Source organism: Caballeronia sp. LZ024 (assembly GCF_031451455.1).
Taxonomy (GTDB): domain Bacteria; phylum Pseudomonadota; class Gammaproteobacteria; order Burkholderiales; family Burkholderiaceae; genus Caballeronia; species Caballeronia telluris.
This window is the reverse complement of record NZ_JARUXL010000004.1, coordinates 1,093,956-1,110,742: the sequence shown is the minus strand read 5'-3', so window position 1 is coordinate 1,110,742 and position 16,787 is coordinate 1,093,956. Positions and strand designations below refer to the sequence as shown.

Below are 16,787 nucleotides of genomic sequence, written 5' to 3'. Positions count from 1 at the left end.
TGAATTCCTTGCGTGATGGATTGGCTTAGTGATGCGCGAAGAGCGAAGCGGACCCGTTCGATCCCACGAAGACGCCCGATTGCGATGTCGTATCGCGCACGCCGCCATACGATTGCCTGCCGGTGTCGGCCTTCGCGAATTCAGCGTTGATCGTCTGATTGCTCACGCCGCGTTGTGATGCGGGCGCACCGGCCGTCGGGTTGTAATGCGGCGCGGGGCCATAGCCGCTGCTCGCGAACACAGAGCCGGCGGCGGCGAGTCCAACGGTGACGACAGTCGCGGTGATAAGACGTTTGAACATGATCGATCCTTTATGAATGAATGAGGTTGCGAGGCCGGTCGATGCGATCATCGGACCGGCCTTTCGGCTTTCAGCTACCGCGATACAGGTTCCCGAGCGACGCAATCTGACCATCCTTCTGCGCCTGCACCAGTTCTTGCCGGACGTCGGCGCGCGTCTTCGCCATCACACTGTCGCGGCTCACGGACACGATGGCCGTCTTGTCGGCGCCATCGGGCGCGGGCACGGCAGCGTGAGCGATGCCCGTGAAGGCGGAAGCGGCGAGGGCCAAAGCGATGATCGAGGTTTTCATGGTGTTCTCCTGGAACGATTAAAAGGTAAGACGCCGGGATTCCATCGGGTGCTGCGGGCTTGTCGTGTGGAATCCGTCGTTGATGCAATTTGAACCCCCCGATGTATCCGGCTCATGTCGGGGAATCGGTGTTTTGCAATGTTGTGTATCGGCTGAGACGCTGGATACATTGCGATACGAATCCACCCGAAAAGCCCGGCGGCTACCGCCCTACTTCTGCGCGAGCAAGGTCTTGATCGCGGCCTCGGTCTGCGCGTAATCGCCTTCGCCAAAGTGGCTGTAGACCACCTGACCTTTCTTGTCGATGAGATAGAAGGCGGGCCAGTACTGGTTGTCGTAGGCGCGCCAGGTCGCATAGCGATTGTCCTGAGCCACCGGGAAAGTGAGGCCGTAGCGCTTGACGGCCGACTTCACGTTGCCCGTGTCGCGCTCGAACGGAAACTCGGGCGTATGCACGCCGACGACCACGAGCCCCTGATCCTTGAATTTCTGATTCCAGCTCTGGACTTGCGGCAGCGTATGAATGCAGTTGATGCAGCTATAGGTCCAGAAGTCGACCAGCACGACCTTTCCTCGCAACTGGTTGAGCGTCAGCGGGTCGCTGTTGATCCACGAATCGATGCCGGTGAATTCCGGCGCGGGCTTGCTGTTCACCGGCGCGCCTGCGATGACGGCGCCGCTGGTCGCGGCGGCCACGGCGAAGACGGTCAGGGCAGCGACGTTCTTGAGTCGGGAGAGCATGTCAGGTCCTTTGGATACGGGTTGGAATGACCGTATTGGACCGTTTGCGCGTATCCGGCTTGTGTCGTTGTGGGGTGGTTTGTGCAATGTTATGTATCGTGCGAATGGCGGGATACACTGGGATACAAAACTCCGCCCGACCTGCGCTATAACGCAGTCATCGACGATCACGGAGAATCACATGAGCACGAATGCCCAGCTGTTGCAGGGAGCCTGTCATTGCGGCCGCGTCCGGTTCGAAGTCCGCACCGCACTCGCGCCCGCGTCGCGCTGCAATTGCAGCTTGTGCCGCCGCAAGGGCGCGCTGATGACGCCGCCGTTCGCCGCCGCCGAGCTTGCGATCCTGAGCGGCGAAGACGCGCTCACGCAGTACCAGTTCAACACGCGCGTGGCGAAGCACTATTTTTGCAAACACTGCGGCATCTATCCGTTTCACCAGACGCGCAAGGACCCGCAACGCTGGCGCGTGAACATCGGTTGCCTGGAAGGCGTCGATCCCTATACGCTTGACGCTGGTCTCTCGGACGGCGCGAGTCTGTCGGTCGTGGAGGACGCATGAGACGGCTGCTTTCGATCGTCGCGTTTCTCGCAGGCGGAATCGCGGCCGAACTGGCGCATCCGGTGCAGTGTCGTCTGATCGACGCTTGCCGGGTGCAGGTCAAGCGCAACAAACCATGATCCGATGATGGAAACCATTGACCACGTGCTGATCGTCGACGACGATCGCGGCATTCGCGAACTGCTCGCCACGTATCTGGAGAAGAACGGCATGCGCGTGTCGCTTGCCGCGAACGGGCGCGAGATGCGCGCCGCGCTCGAACAGGGCGCGCCCGATCTGATCGTCCTCGACCTGATGATGCCCGGCGAAGACGGACTCGTCCTGTGCCGCGAATTGCGGGCGGGCAAGTTCCGCGCGGTGCCGGTCGTGATGCTCACCGCGCGCAACGAGGAAGCGGACCGCATCGTCGGTCTGGAAATGGGCGCCGACGACTACCTGCCGAAGCCGTTCGCGGTGCGCGAACTGCTGGCGCGCATTCGCTCGGTGCTGCGTCGCGCGCGCATGTTGCCGCCGGGTATGCAGGTCGTGGAATCCGCGCCGATACTCAGCTTCGGCGACTGGCGGCTCGACACGACCGCGCGTCATCTGCTCGATCCGGACGGCACGATGGTCGCGCTCTCGGGCGCGGAGTACCGGCTGCTGCGCGTGTTTCTCGATCACCCGCAGCGCGTGCTGACGCGCGACCAGTTGCTCAACCTGACGCAGGGCCGGCAAGCGGACCCGTTCGACCGTTCCATCGATTTGCTGGTGAGCCGGCTGCGTCAGCGTCTGAACGACGTCGCGCGCGAGCCGCGCTACATCAAGACGCTGCGCAGCGAAGGCTACGTGTTCTCGGCGGCGGTCGTTCCGCTCGAAGGTCCGCAATGAACGCGCGCTCTTTGCTGCGCTGGCCGCAGAGCCTCTTCGCGCGGCTCGCGCTGATCCTCTTCGTCGGTCTGGCGATCGCGCAGACGCTGTCGTTCTGGCTCACGATGACCGAGCGCGACCAGACGATGACCAACGTCATGATGGGTTATATCGAACGCGAGGTCGCGAGTTCGGTCGCGCTGCTCGATCATCTGCCGCCCGCCGAGCGCGCCGGATGGCTGCCCCGGCTGGCGCGGCGCACTTATACGTTCGAAGTCGGACCAGGCATGGGGGGCGCACCGCCCGATGCGGAACTGTCGGAGCGCGTGGCCCGCTCGATTGCGGAAGGCATCGGCAAGCGCTATCCGCTGACGGCGAACGCCGTTCCGGGCGATCCCGAACGTCTGCAAGTGCATTTGAACCTGAGTGACGGCACGCCGCTCACGATCGACTATCGGCCGATGCCGGGCGCGCCGCTGTCGCGCTGGCTGCCGCTCGTGCTGGCACTGCAACTGGCGGTGCTCGGCGCGTGCTGCTGGCTCGCCGTGCGCCTCGCCACGCGGCCGCTCATGCAGCTCGCGCGGGCCGCCGACACGCTCGGACCCGACCTCAAGGCGGATCGCCTGCCGGAAGACGGTCCGGACGAAGTGGCGCGCGCGGCCCGGGCCTTCAACGCGATGCAGGATCGCGTCGCGATGTACATGACCGAGCGCATGCAGATTCTGGCCGCGATTTCCCACGACCTGCAAACGCCGATCACTCGCATGCGTCTGCGCGTCGACGTGATGGACGACAACGCGCAGGGCGCCAAGCTGCAACAGGATCTGCGCGAGATGGAAACGCTCGTCAAGGAAGGCGTGACGTATGCGCGCACGCTGCACGGCGCGAGCGAGGTGCCCTGCCGCATCGATCCGGATGCGCTCTTCGACAGCCTCGTCTGCGATTATCTCGACGCCGGGAGCAAGGTGTCGCTGCAGGGTCGGGTCGGGCGGCCGCTGGTGACGCGTCCGCAGGCGCTGCGGCGGATCGTCGGCAATCTGGTCGACAACGCGCTGAAGTTCGCCGGCGCGGCGGAAATCAGCGTGGAGGCGCGCGCGGACGGTCAGGTCGTCATTGCGGTGCTCGATCGCGGGCCGGGCATTCCGGCCGACGCGCTGGACGCCGTGTTCGAACCGTTCTACCGCCTCGAAGGCTCGCGCAACCGGCACACGGGCGGCACCGGGCTGGGTCTGGCGATCGCGCGGCAACTCTCGCTCGCGATGGATTCGACTCTGACGCTGCAAAACCGTGCCGGCGGCGGGCTGGAGGCGCGGCTCGTGCTGAAGAAAGTCGGCTAGCCGGCGCGCCGACGCTCAGACCGGATTCGCCGCGACGAAATCCCTGAATGCGGCGTAAGCGGCATTCTTCGACTTGCCGTCCATCTGGATCAGCCCGTAGTTCGGGTCGATCAAGCAGTACATCATCACCGATTCGATGTCGTACTTGTCCTTGATCGACCGGTATTGTTTGAGCGCCTTCGTTACGTAGTCGGCGGCCGACTGCTGCGTGTCCCCGCTGCCGGCCCAGCCCCATTCCGTCAGCCAGATCGGCACGCCGAACGAATCCTTCAGTACCTGCAACACGTCCACGCACGCGTTGAAACGTCCGCCGCACTGGATGTCGCCGGAACTCTTGTACCAGTGATAGCTCGTGAAATCCCAGCGCAGCGTCGCCGCGCCCGACACGCCAGCGGCGCTGCCATCGGGCGAAACGCCGTTCCACAACATCTGCAACGCGCGATAGGCCATGGGAATGCCGACGTTGACGCCGCACTTGATAGACGAATCGATCGACTTCACGCCGTCGATCATCCCGCGCAACGCGCCGCGAAACGACGGCCAGTAAGCCGGGTTCCAGTCGGACGAGAGACTGCCGTCGCCGCCGATCTTAAGCGGCACGTCGAGTTCGTTGCCGCACTCGATGTGCGTCACGAGCCCCTTCAGCGGCCGTGCGCAGTTCACGCCCAGGTCGTAGCCGAGCGTGTACGCCGCCGCTTCGGAACTCGTGCAGTCCCAACCGGCGGAAAACGGATTGAGCACAGGCAGGATCGAGACGCCGCTGCCCGCGAACGCCCCGGTCAACGCATCGGCGAGCACTTGCGACATGACGCTGCCCGCGATGTCGCAGCGGTAGTTGGTCACGCCCAGATCTTTGAGGATCGCGAGTTGCTCGGCGGCCGACATCGATTTGTAAATGCCATTGCCGTAGGCCATGTGGCCGTTCATGCCGTAGAAGAGAGTCGAGGCATTCGAAGACGATGCGACCGTCTCCGGGACTGTCTCCGGAACCGACACCACGGCCTGCGACGCGGGACTCGGGTCAGACGTCGCCTTGCCGACACTGCCCACGGCCTGTGTTCCACCGCCGCCGCCGCACCCTGACAGCATCGCTCCGCCCGCGGACGCCAGCATCATCAAGAGGAACTTGCGGCGCGAAGTCGGCGTGCCGACGCGCCCGTTTTCGGCGGGGATGCGTCGCGCGATGGCGTCGTCGGGGTCGAACATGGCGGTGGCTTTTCGGGCGGGAATAACCTCCGTTTACGGCTAAAGGACAGCGACCTTGAATCGCGGGAATGATTTCCGGGACCGCGTGGAGACGCGTTTTCGCCAAGCGCGCTATGCGCTCTCCCAGCCCGTTGCGCGGGCACCAGCGCGAATCCCGATGGCGAGGTGAACGTCATCCAGGTCGCGACCGTCGTGACGGGCGCGCGGACCGGCCTCGATACGAACAATGACAAGATGGTGGGTCGCGATCCCTCGACGAGCAATCCGCTGATCACACTCGTGCGCGACCGCACGAGCGGCGCGGACCGGATCGCGCACTAGCAGTCGTGCGCCTCGCGGCCAGGAAATAGCGATTCGCTGCAACGTGCGACGCACCTCTTGCAGCTTGCGCTTCTCGGCCGTCTCAGATTCCGCAGCGCTTCAAAACTTAACCTTGAATTGAAACCCGATCGTGAACGGCAGATCGCTCGATGGAATCGGCGGAATCAGGATGATGTTCGCCCCGACGCGCCGGTACTCGGCCATGATGAGCGGCGCGATCACGGGCCCGATCGTGTGATCGTGCCCGAAGCCCCAGTTGCCGTACGGATAGCCGGAGATCAGGCCGCCCATCGCGGCCAGCCGGATAAGTCCCCAGTGCGCGAATTCCGGCGCCCAGACGCCGCCGCCGTACAGCGACGGCTTCGACAGCGAATTGCGAAAGTACCCGCCTGTCAGCGCCCATTCCGGCGCGATCCAGCACTCGACGCCGATGCCCGGATTGAATTCCTCGAAATCCTTTTTCGGGTGGATGTGATGCGAGCCGATCATCGCGTCGATCCACACGCCGTTGCTGCACCAGTCGCCGGCGCGGGCTTCCGGCGCCGCCGCAAGCGATGCGCAAGTCGCAAGCACGAGCCATGTCGCGCGTAACGCGCCGAGTCGGGTCAACCATGAACGCATGTATTTTCCGCCGTCGCATTTCGCGAGGACGCCTTTTTCGAGACAGGTTTTTCGACCGGAACTCTACCTGAAGGCGCGTGTATCGTGTGGGGCGTAATCGCGGCGCAACGCGTGTTGCGTCGCTTCTGCAACCGTCATTCGAGTGAAACACGATGATGAGCCGACATGCATCGAACCGCGCGCGCGCCTGGGCCGCCTGCGGCGCCCTTCTCGCCCTGATCGCCTGTACGCCGTTGCAGGTCGTGACGCACCGTGTGTCGCCGAACGAGGCCAGCGTGCCGGCCGGGCGTTACGTGCTCGATCCGCACCACTGGAACGTGAGTTTCGATGTCGATCATTTTCACTATTCGCGCTTCGTCATTCGCTTCGACAAGGTCGCAGCCGTGCTGGACTGGAACAGCGGCGGTATCGAGCAAAGCACGGTGTCCGCGACGATTGACACCGCAAGCGTGAACACGAACGTCGCCCTGCTCGACCGGCTGGTGAAAGGCCCAGACATGTTCGATACCGCGCGCTATCCGGAGCTTCGCTTCGTGAGCACGCGTTTCGTGCGCACCGGTGACGACAAGGGCACGCTGACCGGCGACCTGACCCTGCACGGCACGACCCGCCCGGTCACGCTGAATGTGACGTTCAACGGGCACGCGCCCAACCCGCTGACGAAACAGGAAACGCTCGGCTTTTCCGCCGACGGACATTTCAGCCGCGCGCAGTTCGGATTGTCGAAGTGGTATCCGGCCGTCGGCGACGATGTGCACGTCGCCATTCAGGCCGAGTTCGTGAAGACGCCGGCAGACGCGGCGCCGTGAGCGGAAGCGATCGCGCGCGCGGGATCGCTCAGGCCGCGGTCCAGTCGAGCACGACCTTGCCGCTGTTGCCCGAGAGCATCGTGGCGAACGCGCGCTCGAAGTCGTCGACGGGATAGGTGTGCGTAAGAATCGGCGAAAGGTCGAGTCCGCTCTGCAGCATCGCGACCATCTTGTACCAGGTCTCGAACATCTCGCGCCCGTAGATGCCCTTGATTTCCAGTCCCTTGAAAATCACCTGATTCCAGTCGATCGCGGTTTGCGCGGGCGGAATGCCCAGCAGCGCGACCTTGCCGCCGTGGTTCATCGCTTCGAGCAGCCCTGTGAACGCGCTCGGCACGCCGGACATTTCCATCCCGACGTCGAAGCCCTCGGTCATGCCGAGTTCGCTCATCACGTCGCGCAAATTTTCGCTCGCGACGTTCACAGCGCGCGTCGCGCCCATCTTGCGCGCGAGTTCGAGCCGGTATTCGTTGACGTCCGTCACGACGACATTGCGCGCGCCGACGTGCCGCGCAATCGCGACGGCCATCACGCCGATCGGTCCGGCGCCGGTAATCAGCACGTCCTCGCCGACGAGATTGAACGACAGCGCCGTGTGCGTCGCGTTGCCGAACGGATCGAAGATGGCGGCGAGGTCGTCGGAGATGTCGGCGGGAATCTTGAATGCGTTGAACGCGGGAATCACGAGGTATTCCGCGAACGCGCCCTCCCGGTTCACGCCAACGCCGACCGTATTGCGACACAGATGGCGACGCCCTGCCCGACAGTTGCGGCAGAACCCGCAGGTGATGTGCCCTTCGCCCGACACGCGGTCGCCCAGCGAAAATCCGCGCACCTCCTGCCCCATCTCGACGATTTCGCCGACGTACTCGTGCCCGACGTGCATCGGCACGGGAATCGTCTTTTGCGCCCATTCATCCCACTTCCAGATATGGATGTCGGTCCCGCAGATGGCCGTTTTCCTGATGCGGATGAGGACGTCGTTATGGCCGACCTCTGGACGCTTGACGCGCGTCATCGTCAGGCCGGGCGCACGTTCGAGTTTGGCTAAAGCTTTCATGGGTGGCGATCCTTAAGCGCGGTCGACGCGCGGCTCGGTGTTTGGTCGTCGATAGTGATGAGCGATGCGCGCTTGCTACGAGGCGATTCGAGGCGATTCGAGGCGAACTTTATGCGCATCAAGTTTTTGGGTGCTCGCCCGGACGCCGCTCAGATCACGCCGAGCGATCGTCCGACTCGCGCGAACGCGTCGATCGCGCGGTCGATCTGTTCGGGCGTATGCGCGGCGCTCATTTGCGTGCGAATCCGCGCGCGCCCTTTCGGCACGACCGGATAAGAAAATCCGATCACATAGACGCCTTCTTCGAGCAACGCGTCGGCCATCTTCGAGGCGAGTTGCGCGTCGCCGAGCATGACGGGGATGATCGGATGGTCGCCGGGAACGAGCGTGAAGCCGAGCGCGCTCATTGCCGCGCGAAACCGCGCGCCGTTTTCGTGGACACGCCGCCTGAGCGCGTCGCCTTCCGCGCTTGCGAGCAATTCCAGCACTTTCAGCGACGCCGACGCGATGCTCGGCGCGAGCGTGTTCGAAAACAGATACGGCCGGCTGCGCTGGCGCAGCAATTCGATGATTTCCTTGTGCGCGGCGACATAGCCGCCTGACGCCCCGCCGAGCGCCTTGCCGAGCGTGCCCGTGATGATGTCGACGCGGTCGAGCACGCCGCAGTGTTCCGGCGTGCCGCGCCCGTTCGGGCCGATGAAGCCGACCGCGTGCGAGTCGTCGACCATCACGAGCGCGCCGTAGCGGTCCGCGAGATCGCAAATGCCGGCGAGCTCGGCGATGATGCCGTCCATCGAAAACACGCCGTCGGTCGCAATCAGCTTGAAGCGCGCGCCGGCGTGGTCGGCTTGCTGCAATTTCGCTTCGAGATCGGCGAGATCGTTGTTCCGGTAACGCAGGCGCTTCGCCTTCGAAAGCCGCACGCCGTCGATAATGCTCGCGTGGTTCAACTCGTCGCTGATGATCGCGTCTTCTTCGCCCAGCAACGTCTCGAAAAGACCGCCGTTCGCATCGAAGCAGCTCGAATAGAGAATCGCGTCGTCGGTAAGCAGGAAATCGGCGAGCGCCTTTTCGAGCGTCTTGTGCACGCTTTGCGTCCCGCAGATGAAGCGCACCGACGCCATGCCGAAGCCGTCCGCATCGAGTCCCGCCTTGGCCGCGTCGATGAGACGCCGGTCGTCGGCCAAGCCGAGGTAATTGTTCGCGCAGAAATTCAGCACTTCGTCGCCGTCGGCGAGCCGAATGTCCGACGATTGCGGACTCGCGATCACCCGCTCGGTCTTGTAGAAACCCGCCGCGCGGATTTCGTCAATCGTGTGCTGCACGTGAGACAGATAGCGCTCTTTCATCGTGGACTCGTGTGGTCGGTGGCTAGGCGGTTCGTCGCGTCGATTACGCGGGGCCTCAAGCCTGTTATAGTCGATCCGTCCGGATGGACATATTCGATATTTCGAATTTATTTCCGATATACCGAACACTCTAAGGGATAGACGCTTCGATGGCAAGCTCGGGCACGAGAGAGAAAGCAGGCGCGCTGGCGCCGCCGACGGTTGCGGCGCCGCCGCGGGTCGGCGAACAAATACAGCGGTTGCGCAACGAAAGAAAATTGACACTCGACGATTTATCGCGCGCAGCGGGCGTATCGAAATCGATGTTGTCGGAAATTGAACGCGACAAAGCCAATCCCACGATCGCGGTGGCCTGGCGTTTGACGAACGCGCTCGGTATTAGCCTCGATCAGCTGTTCGCGCAACAGAAGCAAACGGACACGATTCGCGTCGCGGGACCGCACGAGATCCCGACCTTGAGCGGCGACGAAGGCGCATACCGGTTGCGCGTGTGGGGACCCATCGAGCTGGCCGGCAAATTCGAATGGTACGAACTGACGCTGCAGCCGGGCGGGGCGCTCGTCTCCAATGCGCACGAGCCCGGCACGCGCGAACATCTCACGGTGCTCAATGGGACCATCGAAGTGGATGCATCGGGGACGACCCGGCGCGTGAAGGCAGCCGAAACCGCGCGCTATGCCGCCGACGAACCCCACGCGATCCGCAACGTCGGGCGAGCGGAAGCGAAAGCGCTATTGGTCGTGATTCACGGGTGAACGTCGCGAGGTGGCAACACGCGCGGGCCGGCCGGAGCGCAGCGAAACTTGATGCGCATAAAGTTTCAGGGGTCCGTCAGCGCGGAGCGGAACGACGCAAAAAAAACGGGACACGCGTTAAACGTATCCCGCCTCTCAGGCCACGGCTAGGCGGCCGAACAACTCGTCACGACCCTTACGGGTTCTTCTTCACGCTGTCCTTCACGTCCTCGCGTGCATCGCCGACTCCTTTCTGTACCTTGCCGGCCGCCTGCTGCATGTCGCCCTTGGCTTCTTGCGCAGGGTCATTGGTGACTTTGCCGACAACCTCATTGACCTTGCCCTTCGCCTGCTTCAGTACGCCGTCCGTCTGATCCTTATTCATCGTCGATCTCCTTGAAGTGCATCGGGTTTTAGGCGCTTGGCGCAGTGCGCCCCGACACTGTCGCGCCTCGCCGGGAGCGTCCGTGAAGACGTCGCCGAACATGACTCTACGATGCGCTCCGTGGCGCGGCGCGCATAGCCGCGCATGTCTGATAAGCGCGTAGGCGGAATCGCACATACAGACCGCGTGAGTAGAGCGACGCTAATCTCGTTGCCACAAATACTGTATGTATGTACAGTACACAAGACGTGTAGAAGGGGAACAAGATGGACTCGAACGGCGAAAATCTGAACAAAAAGCAGTTTGCCCGGGCAGTGCGTGATCTCGAGCGCATTACCCGCCAGATCGCGGCGCGCTACATCGAGCAGGGTGTGCCGCTCACGTGGCGACTGCTGCACGCGATCGAAGGGGAAGCGGTGGCGGACCTCGGATTCGCCGGCCGGCACGAAGCGGCTTTGCGCGAACTGTTCGCGCGTCCGGACGCGTTCCAGTATCCCGAGACCGACGACGTCGTCGATTTTCGATCGTCCGACGCGCTGCCGGCGGTTTTCGCGTTTGCCGTCGATGCCTACGAGCGCGCCGCGCAACACGGGAAGCCGAAGCTGGCGCTGGCGGCGGGGCACTGAGACGAAGCGAACACGCGACACGCGTGCTTTGGGGCGTTCAAGACGTTCAGGGCGCGAAATCCGCGGCCATGTCGGCATCCGAGCGCGCTTCGAGTCGTCCGTCGCGACATGCCGCGCGAAACGCGTCGTAGTCTTTTTCGACCTGGTCCGCATAGGCGCGGCCGTAGCGCACGAGCGCGTCCGCCATGCGCTGGCCGGAGCCGTGATACCCGGCGATTTCGAGCGCACAACCGCTCGCTTTCGCGTGCGCACGGGCGAGCCCCCATCCGCACAGCGCCGCGTAATCGCGAAACGCGTCCACGCCGAACGTCTCCAGTTCCGCCGATATCTTCATGTCGCGCAGCTGGCGCACATAGAGTGCACGGCCGAGCGGGCCGGTCGACCAGCCGAGAAAGGGATCGGTCGCCGCCTGCATCAGCCGCTGGCCGTGAACGACACGCCTCCCGGCATGCGACGGATCCGCAGGATCGTCCCGGACGCCTTTGAAAAACATCGATACGACCGACTTCGACGCTTCTTTCAACTGCAGGAAAAGCGGCTTTCCGTGCGGCTCGATGAGCAGCAGCACCATGCAACGCGTGCCGACACTGCCCACGCCGACCACCTTGAAAACCAGATCCTGAATCGTGAATTGCCTGAGCAGCGCCGCGCGCTCGACCGTCAACGACGCGAAATATTCGCTCAACACGGGCGCCAGAATCTCGTCGCGATGAGCGGTGAGAGACATCACATCGTCATTCTGATCGAACAGCGTGTTTTTGCCGCCAATATGGAAGATCGCCGGCGGCGCATCGCGGATCCGCCAGTCGTGCTCGGTGCGGTCCGCGAGCTTCGGCAGCATCGTTTCGTGCGTGCGACGCGTCGCGCGTTCGACGCCGCGTTTGATGCGACGGCGCGCGTCATCGGTCTGCACGGCGTCGTACATCCGGTCGAACGTGATGCGCTCGTACCAGAGATCGAGCACGCCCATGTCCGCGTACTCGCGCATGCGCGTGCGATAGCTTTCGGCGGCGCAAAACGCGAATTCGTCCGCGGCCGCGTCGCCGTGGCCCAGGTGCCGCCCCGCGATGGTGAAGCTCGCGACCAGCCGCTTGACGTCCCATTCCCACGGACCGATGGCGGTTTCGTCGAAATCGTTGAGATCGAAGATCAGCGAGCGCTCGGGCGTCGCGAATCCGCCGAAATTCGAGAGATGGCAATCGCCGCAGATTTGCAGATGGATGCCGCTGTCGGGCGTGCCCGCCAGATCGTGCGCCTGGAGGATGGCGCTGCCGCGATAGAACGTGAACGGCGACACGAGCATTCGGCCGTAACGCAGCGGCACGAGCGCCTCGACGCGCCCGGCGCTGCTGTGCTTCAGCAACTCGACGGGATCGCGATCGACATCGCCGATTGCATTGTGCGTGCTGCGTGGCGCCTGCTGACGCGCGGCCCGTCCGCGCGCCCGGCGTTCTTCACCCATCGGCAAAGCGGACATGGCTCGCTCCTTGTTTTGCTTATGTTCTGGAAGGCAACCGTCGAATGGACAGTATCCGATTACGTGCGACGCACAAGGAAAAATATCGTGTGCCATCCGACGAACTTGACGAAATGAAGCGGAACAATGAAGCTTCCTGGAGCAACTAACGGTAATTCAACCGAACCCGGAATCCGCCCGTGCCGAACAATCCGAACTCGTCCGATTTCTTCGACCGGCAACGCGCCGACTGGCATTCCGATCCGCAGATCGCCTTCGACGCGTGGCTCGCCAAGCAGGACTTCCGCGCTTCGTCGGCGGATGTGTATCGCGCGCAATGGGGACTGTTTCTCGACTGGCTCAAGGTTAGGCGCACGACGCTGCGGACGGTGGAACGGCAAGTCATCGAGGAGTTCGTCACGCAACTCGACATTCGGCGGCCCCAGCGCGTGCGCTATCTGCGGCTGATCGAGCGCGTGCTCGACCACGTTCGCGAGATCGAAATGGCGTCGACGAACCCAGCGCGTTTCATCGCTCAGGATGGCGACGCACCGTGGCGCGACGCCCGCGAAAACGAGCCGACCGGTTTTCTCGCGCATGGCGAACGGGCTCGGCTGATCGCGCATCTTTTTGCGCCGCTCGGCGACTTGTCGAACGGGCAACGCTGGCGCGAGCGGCGCGATCGCGCGCTGGTCGCCGCGTTTCTCGGAGGAGGCGTGAAGACCGGGGAAGCCGCTGCGTTGACGGTTAGTTGCTATACGTGGGGCCAACCGTGGCTCACGATGGACGCCGAAAACCCGGCGTTCGTGCGTCAAACACGCTTGGCGCCGTTCGCCATCGCGCTATTCGACAACTGGATCAGCGAGCGCAAGACGGTCGGCATCGCGGGCAATCTGCTGTTCCCCGCCGCGCCCTCCGGCCGGCCCATGCACAAAGCGACGATGCTTCGCGCGATCGACGCCGTCATCGACGCGTCGGGGATTGCCGCGTCACGGACCGCGCGGGCCAGTCCGCAAACGTTGCGCAACACGTTCGCGGCGGAATTGTTCGAGGGCGGCACGGACGCCGAGCACGTCGGTCAATGGCTCGGCTTTCAGCAGCCGATTTCCTCGCATCGGCTGCACAGGGCTTGGCAAAACTGGATGGGTGAGGAAATACGGGAGCGCGATATCGCCCGCGCACGCGAGAGCGGCGACGAGAAAAGCGCGTGAATCCGCGCGTCATCGCGCTTGGGCGGCTGCTCCCGAAAACCCTCACCTTTCGCGTTTTCCGACCGTTCAGGACGTTTCGGCTCGCGCCGGCTTCCCGAAACCGGCCAGCGCGGCCAGTTTCGACGACGATGCACCCGACGTGTGCTCGCACTCCGGGCAAGACAGTTCAAATTCGTCCTCATGCCGCGACAATTCAGGCTCGCCCACCTCGCAGACCGGACAGCGCGCGGGAAGCGCGACGTACGCATCGGCGAGCGTGCCGAGCGTTGTCAGTTCGTCCGAGGACAGCCGGCCCTGAGCGGCGAGCGCGCAAAGCGTGCCGCCGACTTCATCGCTCATTGCGCCCCGCGATCGCAACGCGTCGCGCTCGAGGGCGAGCGCATCGATTTCGTCCGATTGCTTTCGAACCTGGATCTCCAGCCGGTCGGCACGACCTTTCGACGCGCTAAGTTGTTGAATAAATTCGAATTCCTTCTGACTGGCGTCGCGCACGCCGGCCTGGTAGGTCGCGGACATCGTGCGTAGCGAATCAAGTTCGACCAGCATCGGCTTGACGCGGCGTTCGGCCTCGCTGACGGCGTCCTTGATCTGTCGGGCGTAGTGTTCCGTGTTCTCGCGCAGTTCGGTTTGCAAGGCGTCGAGCCGGTCGCGCAATGCGGCGTTCGCGGTCTGCTCCTGTTCGATGCGCTTCGAGAGCGCCTCGTTTTCCCGTTCGAGCCGCGCTATCAGCGTTTGCAAGCCGTGGTGCGCGTGACTTTCGTGCCCGCGCAACGCCGTCAACTCGGCTTGCAGGGCGGCGATGCGCGACGCCGACGCCTCGGCTCGCGATTCGCTGCGCTGGTAAGCCTCTTCGATCGCGGCGTGCCGGACGTCCGCGTCATGCAGACGGCTTTCGGTCGCTTCAACCATCGACTGGATGTGCTGCCGTTCGACTGCGAGCGCAGCGCGGGCGCATTCCTGGGCTTCCGAATAGAGCTGGCCGAGCAGTTCTCCAGCGCGTTCCTGCAATGCTTCCGGGATCGCGCCGCTTTCGATCCGAACGCGGGACGCGGAACGGACACGCGCCCAGAACGCCTCGATGTCTTTGGGGATATCGCTCGCGCTGCCAGTCTGCGTGAAGTCGCGAACGGTAGCGATGGACGGTCGGATTCCGAAATCGAAGAACAACCGCTCGCACGCGTGCATGGAAAGTTCTCGCCGGCGCGCGCCTTTTGTCCGCAGGTCTTCGATTTCATGACGTAGTTTGTCGCGATCTACGGTGTTCATCTGGATGAGTTCGGGATTTTGCCGGAGAGATCTTAACGTTTTACGTATTCTTCGTTACATTTTTGGCGTTGCTTCGATCATAGCAATGTACGGCACGCGGGTGCGATGCATTTTCGGAGATTCTACGACGCTCAGACCATGATTCCGTGAAACATAATCAAGTTTGGTGTCTAACCTCATGATTGTATTCGCAATTTGTCGATCCATCTGTATCTTCCGGATGTTTCACGTGTTTCCTCGTTGGCGGATCTCTCAGCTGTGCACTGTCGACTCGGTTGAGAGTATTAGAAGTAAACACCTTTGAACCCTTGTTAAAGACGTTAACGCCGCCGCAAACCCGTATGGGACGGGGCTTTGCGCCATGCAAGGTGAAGCTTTTCGGGAGGCATGGTGAGGGAGTGCGGGAAGCATCGGTGACGGGGTTCAGGGATACGTGTGAGGATATCCGGGACACATCGTGAGTGCGTTCAGGAGGACCACGATCGCGTCGGTGAGGAAATGCAGGACACGCGCGCGCGCAGAGCGAGGCGGTGCAAGGGCCGAATCAGATCGGCCTGACGCGAAACGTGAGCTTCTTCGGGACACACTTATTCGCGCTCTTTCGGCTCTAAACTAGGTACATTTTACCTATAGGTGAGACTTTACGGGTCACCAATGGTATTCCGAGTGAGCTTATACGGGACCCGAAGACTGTTTCCGAGCATTTTCGTGCCAAATTCCTCAGTATGGTGAGGGAATGCGGGAACTGGCCTGCTACGCGTAGCGCATCCGAGTGCGAGGTAGACAAAATTCACGCTGGAAGACGCCAAAATCGCCCTAGACAGACCTCAAGGTGAGTCTTTACGGGAAGTGTTATTGCCTGCGAGGCCGCTCATTTTGTCCTCGAGAACAAGTCTTGAGGTGAGCGTTTGCGGGAGACGCGCGGCAAGCCGCGTTGCGCACACGACGGGGCAACTTCATGCAGAGGCCTGCGAATGACAAAAAAAAGGCTATTAATCAATGGTCTACACGAATCCAGGTTGGGGTCGATTTGGCAAAGGTGAGGTTTTTCGGGGGCGGCCCACGTGTCGTAGATGAGCCGCTGGTTCGCACGACGAGCTCTGAAGGTGAGAATCTACGGGAACGCATCCTTCGAGGCTTCGAAACAGGTTTCCCGTCTAAGCACCGGAAAGATAGAGCCATTTTCGGGCGCGAGCCCGTGAGGTGAGCTTTTCCGGGAGCACACCAGGGCATCTTCCACATCATCCGCCGCTGCCTCGGATCGCAAAGGTGAGGTTTTTCGGGATCGCGCGCATGCTTCGCGCCCAATGGCTGCGGGCAGGAAGACCATGCTCTGCGGTGCTCGTGCAGGGAAAGGTGAGAGTTTTCGGGAGCGGATGCGCAGCTATCTTTTCGATCCAAGGCAGTTTTCCGAAGCGAGTCGGAAAAACGCCCGTAAATTGACCATCCGCATCGCTGTCTTAGCCTGTGCCAGCGCCACAACAACAAGAAGAAGATCAAAAAAATTTCGGGTGAGGCTTTTCGGGAGAAGAAACGAGGGCGTAATGAAAGCGGTAAACCGAGCGCAATCCGTTTACCCGCGTGGAACTTGAGCATCCGAGTGGTGCGTGAATGGTGAGCGGTGAGACTTTTCGGGAGCGCACCGCAGTGAGGCAATACGGCAGTTA

Annotated in this window: 19 protein-coding genes; 9 read left to right on the top strand and 10 right to left on the bottom strand. The window is 62.7% G+C overall.

What is annotated here, in order from left to right:
- Nucleotides 1-25 precede the first annotated feature (25 nt).
- From QCE48_RS27370 to QCE48_RS27360, 3 genes are all read right to left on the bottom strand, one after another.
- Nucleotides 26-301, bottom strand: coding sequence for a hypothetical protein (locus QCE48_RS27370; protein ID WP_309783684.1), 276 nt, complete (start codon nt 299-301; stop codon nt 26-28).
- A 70-nt stretch (nt 302-371) separates the two neighbouring features.
- Nucleotides 372-593: a DUF4148 domain-containing protein gene (locus tag QCE48_RS27365; protein ID WP_309783682.1), complete on the bottom strand. Its 222-nt coding sequence runs from the start codon at nt 591-593 to the stop codon at nt 372-374.
- A gap of 210 nt (nt 594-803) precedes the next feature.
- On the bottom strand, nt 804-1,334 hold the full coding sequence (locus QCE48_RS27360; protein ID WP_309783681.1) for a thioredoxin family protein: 531 nt from the start codon (nt 1,332-1,334) through the stop codon (nt 804-806).
- 181 nt (nt 1,335-1,515) lie between these two features.
- Between QCE48_RS27360 and QCE48_RS27355 the strand changes: the two genes are divergently transcribed.
- The 4 genes from QCE48_RS27355 to QCE48_RS27340 are packed head-to-tail and all read left to right on the top strand — an operon-like array spanning nt 1,516 to nt 4,076.
- Entirely contained in the window at nt 1,516-1,893 is a 378-nt protein-coding gene (locus QCE48_RS27355; RefSeq protein ID WP_309783679.1) for a GFA family protein, read from the top strand.
- Nucleotides 1,890-2,012: a hypothetical protein gene (locus tag QCE48_RS27350; RefSeq protein ID WP_309783678.1), complete on the top strand. Its 123-nt coding sequence runs from the start codon at nt 1,890-1,892 to the stop codon at nt 2,010-2,012. The genes QCE48_RS27355 and QCE48_RS27350 overlap by 4 nt, the downstream gene beginning before the upstream one ends.
- Before the next feature lie 7 nt (nt 2,013-2,019).
- Nucleotides 2,020-2,760: a response regulator gene (locus QCE48_RS27345; RefSeq protein WP_309783677.1), complete on the top strand. Its 741-nt coding sequence runs from the start codon at nt 2,020-2,022 to the stop codon at nt 2,758-2,760.
- Nucleotides 2,757-4,076 (top strand): HAMP domain-containing sensor histidine kinase, encoded by a 1,320-nt coding sequence (locus QCE48_RS27340; RefSeq protein WP_309783675.1) that lies wholly within the window; start codon nt 2,757-2,759, stop codon nt 4,074-4,076. Before QCE48_RS27345 ends, QCE48_RS27340 begins: the two co-directional genes overlap by 4 nt.
- A gap of 15 nt (nt 4,077-4,091) precedes the next feature.
- Here the strand turns inward: QCE48_RS27340 and QCE48_RS27335 are convergent, their stop codons facing one another.
- Entirely contained in the window at nt 4,092-5,282 is a 1,191-nt protein-coding gene (locus QCE48_RS27335) for a glycosyl hydrolase (protein ID WP_309783673.1), read from the bottom strand.
- 165 nt (nt 5,283-5,447) lie between these two features.
- Here QCE48_RS27335 and QCE48_RS27330 point away from each other — a divergent pair, with 165 nt between their 5' ends.
- A complete protein-coding gene (locus tag QCE48_RS27330; RefSeq protein ID WP_309783672.1) occupies nt 5,448-5,603 on the top strand; it encodes a hypothetical protein in 156 nt (51 codons plus the stop codon).
- A gap of 99 nt (nt 5,604-5,702) precedes the next feature.
- Here QCE48_RS27330 and QCE48_RS27325 read toward each other — a convergent pair whose 3' ends face one another.
- Complete coding sequence (locus QCE48_RS27325) at nt 5,703-6,224, bottom strand: hypothetical protein (protein ID WP_309783671.1); 522 nt, start codon at nt 6,222-6,224, stop codon at nt 5,703-5,705.
- Nucleotides 6,225-6,379: 155 nt separating this feature from the next.
- Here QCE48_RS27325 and QCE48_RS27320 point away from each other — a divergent pair, with 155 nt between their 5' ends.
- Nucleotides 6,380-7,033 carry a YceI family protein gene (locus QCE48_RS27320; protein WP_404982316.1) on the top strand — a complete coding sequence of 218 codons (654 nt, stop codon included), beginning with the start codon at nt 6,380-6,382 and terminating at the stop codon, nt 7,031-7,033.
- Nucleotides 7,034-7,061: 28 nt separating this feature from the next.
- On the opposite strand, the gene tdh is transcribed toward QCE48_RS27320, so the two are convergent.
- Nucleotides 7,062-8,093: an L-threonine 3-dehydrogenase gene (gene tdh, locus QCE48_RS27315; protein WP_087628357.1), complete on the bottom strand. Its 1,032-nt coding sequence runs from the start codon at nt 8,091-8,093 to the stop codon at nt 7,062-7,064.
- Between the two features lie 149 nt (nt 8,094-8,242).
- The gene (locus QCE48_RS27310) at nt 8,243-9,442 is read right to left on the bottom strand and encodes a glycine C-acetyltransferase (RefSeq protein ID WP_309783667.1); all 1,200 of its coding nucleotides are present in this window, start codon (nt 9,440-9,442) and stop codon (nt 8,243-8,245) included.
- Between the two features lie 149 nt (nt 9,443-9,591).
- On the opposite strand from QCE48_RS27310, the gene QCE48_RS27305 reads away from it, so the two are divergent.
- Complete coding sequence (locus QCE48_RS27305; RefSeq protein WP_309783666.1) at nt 9,592-10,197, top strand: XRE family transcriptional regulator; 606 nt, start codon at nt 9,592-9,594, stop codon at nt 10,195-10,197.
- A gap of 175 nt (nt 10,198-10,372) precedes the next feature.
- Here QCE48_RS27305 and QCE48_RS27300 read toward each other — a convergent pair whose 3' ends face one another.
- Nucleotides 10,373-10,561 (bottom strand): CsbD family protein, encoded by a 189-nt coding sequence (locus QCE48_RS27300; protein ID WP_309783665.1) that lies wholly within the window; start codon nt 10,559-10,561, stop codon nt 10,373-10,375.
- Between the two features lie 266 nt (nt 10,562-10,827).
- On the opposite strand from QCE48_RS27300, the gene QCE48_RS27295 reads away from it, so the two are divergent.
- Complete coding sequence (locus QCE48_RS27295; RefSeq protein WP_087628361.1) at nt 10,828-11,187, top strand: DUF2471 family protein; 360 nt, start codon at nt 10,828-10,830, stop codon at nt 11,185-11,187.
- 46 nt (nt 11,188-11,233) lie between these two features.
- On the opposite strand, the gene QCE48_RS27290 is transcribed toward QCE48_RS27295, so the two are convergent.
- Nucleotides 11,234-12,664, bottom strand: a complete 1,431-nt coding sequence (locus QCE48_RS27290) for a DUF2252 domain-containing protein (RefSeq protein ID WP_309783663.1) — start codon at nt 12,662-12,664, stop codon at nt 11,234-11,236.
- A gap of 179 nt (nt 12,665-12,843) precedes the next feature.
- Between QCE48_RS27290 and QCE48_RS27285 the strand changes: the two genes are divergently transcribed.
- Nucleotides 12,844-13,854 carry a site-specific integrase gene (locus tag QCE48_RS27285; RefSeq protein WP_309783661.1) on the top strand — a complete coding sequence of 337 codons (1,011 nt, stop codon included), beginning with the start codon at nt 12,844-12,846 and terminating at the stop codon, nt 13,852-13,854.
- 66 nt (nt 13,855-13,920) lie between these two features.
- Here QCE48_RS27285 and QCE48_RS27280 read toward each other — a convergent pair whose 3' ends face one another.
- The gene (locus QCE48_RS27280; RefSeq protein WP_309783806.1) at nt 13,921-15,039 is read right to left on the bottom strand and encodes a DNA-binding protein; all 1,119 of its coding nucleotides are present in this window, start codon (nt 15,037-15,039) and stop codon (nt 13,921-13,923) included.
- Between the last annotated feature and the right edge of the window lie 1,748 nt (nt 15,040-16,787).

Excerpts from the sequence above, each read along its gene's own strand:
- QCE48_RS27370 (WP_309783684.1), bottom strand. The coding sequence starts at position 301 with ATGTTCAAACGTCTTATCACCGCGACTGTCGTCACCGTTGGACTCGCC.
- QCE48_RS27365 (WP_309783682.1), bottom strand. The coding sequence starts at position 593 with ATGAAAACCTCGATCATCGCTTTGGCCCTCGCCGCTTCCGCCTTCACG.
- QCE48_RS27360 (WP_309783681.1), bottom strand. The coding sequence starts at position 1,334 with ATGCTCTCCCGACTCAAGAACGTCGCTGCCCTGACCGTCTTCGCCGTG.
- QCE48_RS27355 (WP_309783679.1), top strand. The coding sequence starts at position 1,516 with ATGAGCACGAATGCCCAGCTGTTGCAGGGAGCCTGTCATTGCGGCCGC.
- QCE48_RS27350 (WP_309783678.1), top strand. The coding sequence starts at position 1,890 with ATGAGACGGCTGCTTTCGATCGTCGCGTTTCTCGCAGGCGGAATCGCG.
- QCE48_RS27345 (WP_309783677.1), top strand. The coding sequence starts at position 2,020 with ATGGAAACCATTGACCACGTGCTGATCGTCGACGACGATCGCGGCATT.
- QCE48_RS27340 (WP_309783675.1), top strand. The coding sequence starts at position 2,757 with ATGAACGCGCGCTCTTTGCTGCGCTGGCCGCAGAGCCTCTTCGCGCGG.
- QCE48_RS27335 (WP_309783673.1), bottom strand. The coding sequence starts at position 5,282 with ATGTTCGACCCCGACGACGCCATCGCGCGACGCATCCCCGCCGAAAAC.
- QCE48_RS27325 (WP_309783671.1), bottom strand. The coding sequence starts at position 6,224 with ATGCGTTCATGGTTGACCCGACTCGGCGCGTTACGCGCGACATGGCTC.
- QCE48_RS27320 (WP_404982316.1), top strand. The coding sequence starts at position 6,380 with ATGAGCCGACATGCATCGAACCGCGCGCGCGCCTGGGCCGCCTGCGGC.
- tdh (WP_087628357.1), bottom strand. The coding sequence starts at position 8,093 with ATGAAAGCTTTAGCCAAACTCGAACGTGCGCCCGGCCTGACGATGACG.
- QCE48_RS27310 (WP_309783667.1), bottom strand. The coding sequence starts at position 9,442 with ATGAAAGAGCGCTATCTGTCTCACGTGCAGCACACGATTGACGAAATC.
- QCE48_RS27305 (WP_309783666.1), top strand. The coding sequence starts at position 9,592 with ATGGCAAGCTCGGGCACGAGAGAGAAAGCAGGCGCGCTGGCGCCGCCG.
- QCE48_RS27300 (WP_309783665.1), bottom strand. The coding sequence starts at position 10,561 with ATGAATAAGGATCAGACGGACGGCGTACTGAAGCAGGCGAAGGGCAAG.
- QCE48_RS27295 (WP_087628361.1), top strand. The coding sequence starts at position 10,828 with ATGGACTCGAACGGCGAAAATCTGAACAAAAAGCAGTTTGCCCGGGCA.
- QCE48_RS27290 (WP_309783663.1), bottom strand. The coding sequence starts at position 12,664 with ATGTCCGCTTTGCCGATGGGTGAAGAACGCCGGGCGCGCGGACGGGCC.
- QCE48_RS27280 (WP_309783806.1), bottom strand. The coding sequence starts at position 15,039 with ATGCACGCGTGCGAGCGGTTGTTCTTCGATTTCGGAATCCGACCGTCC.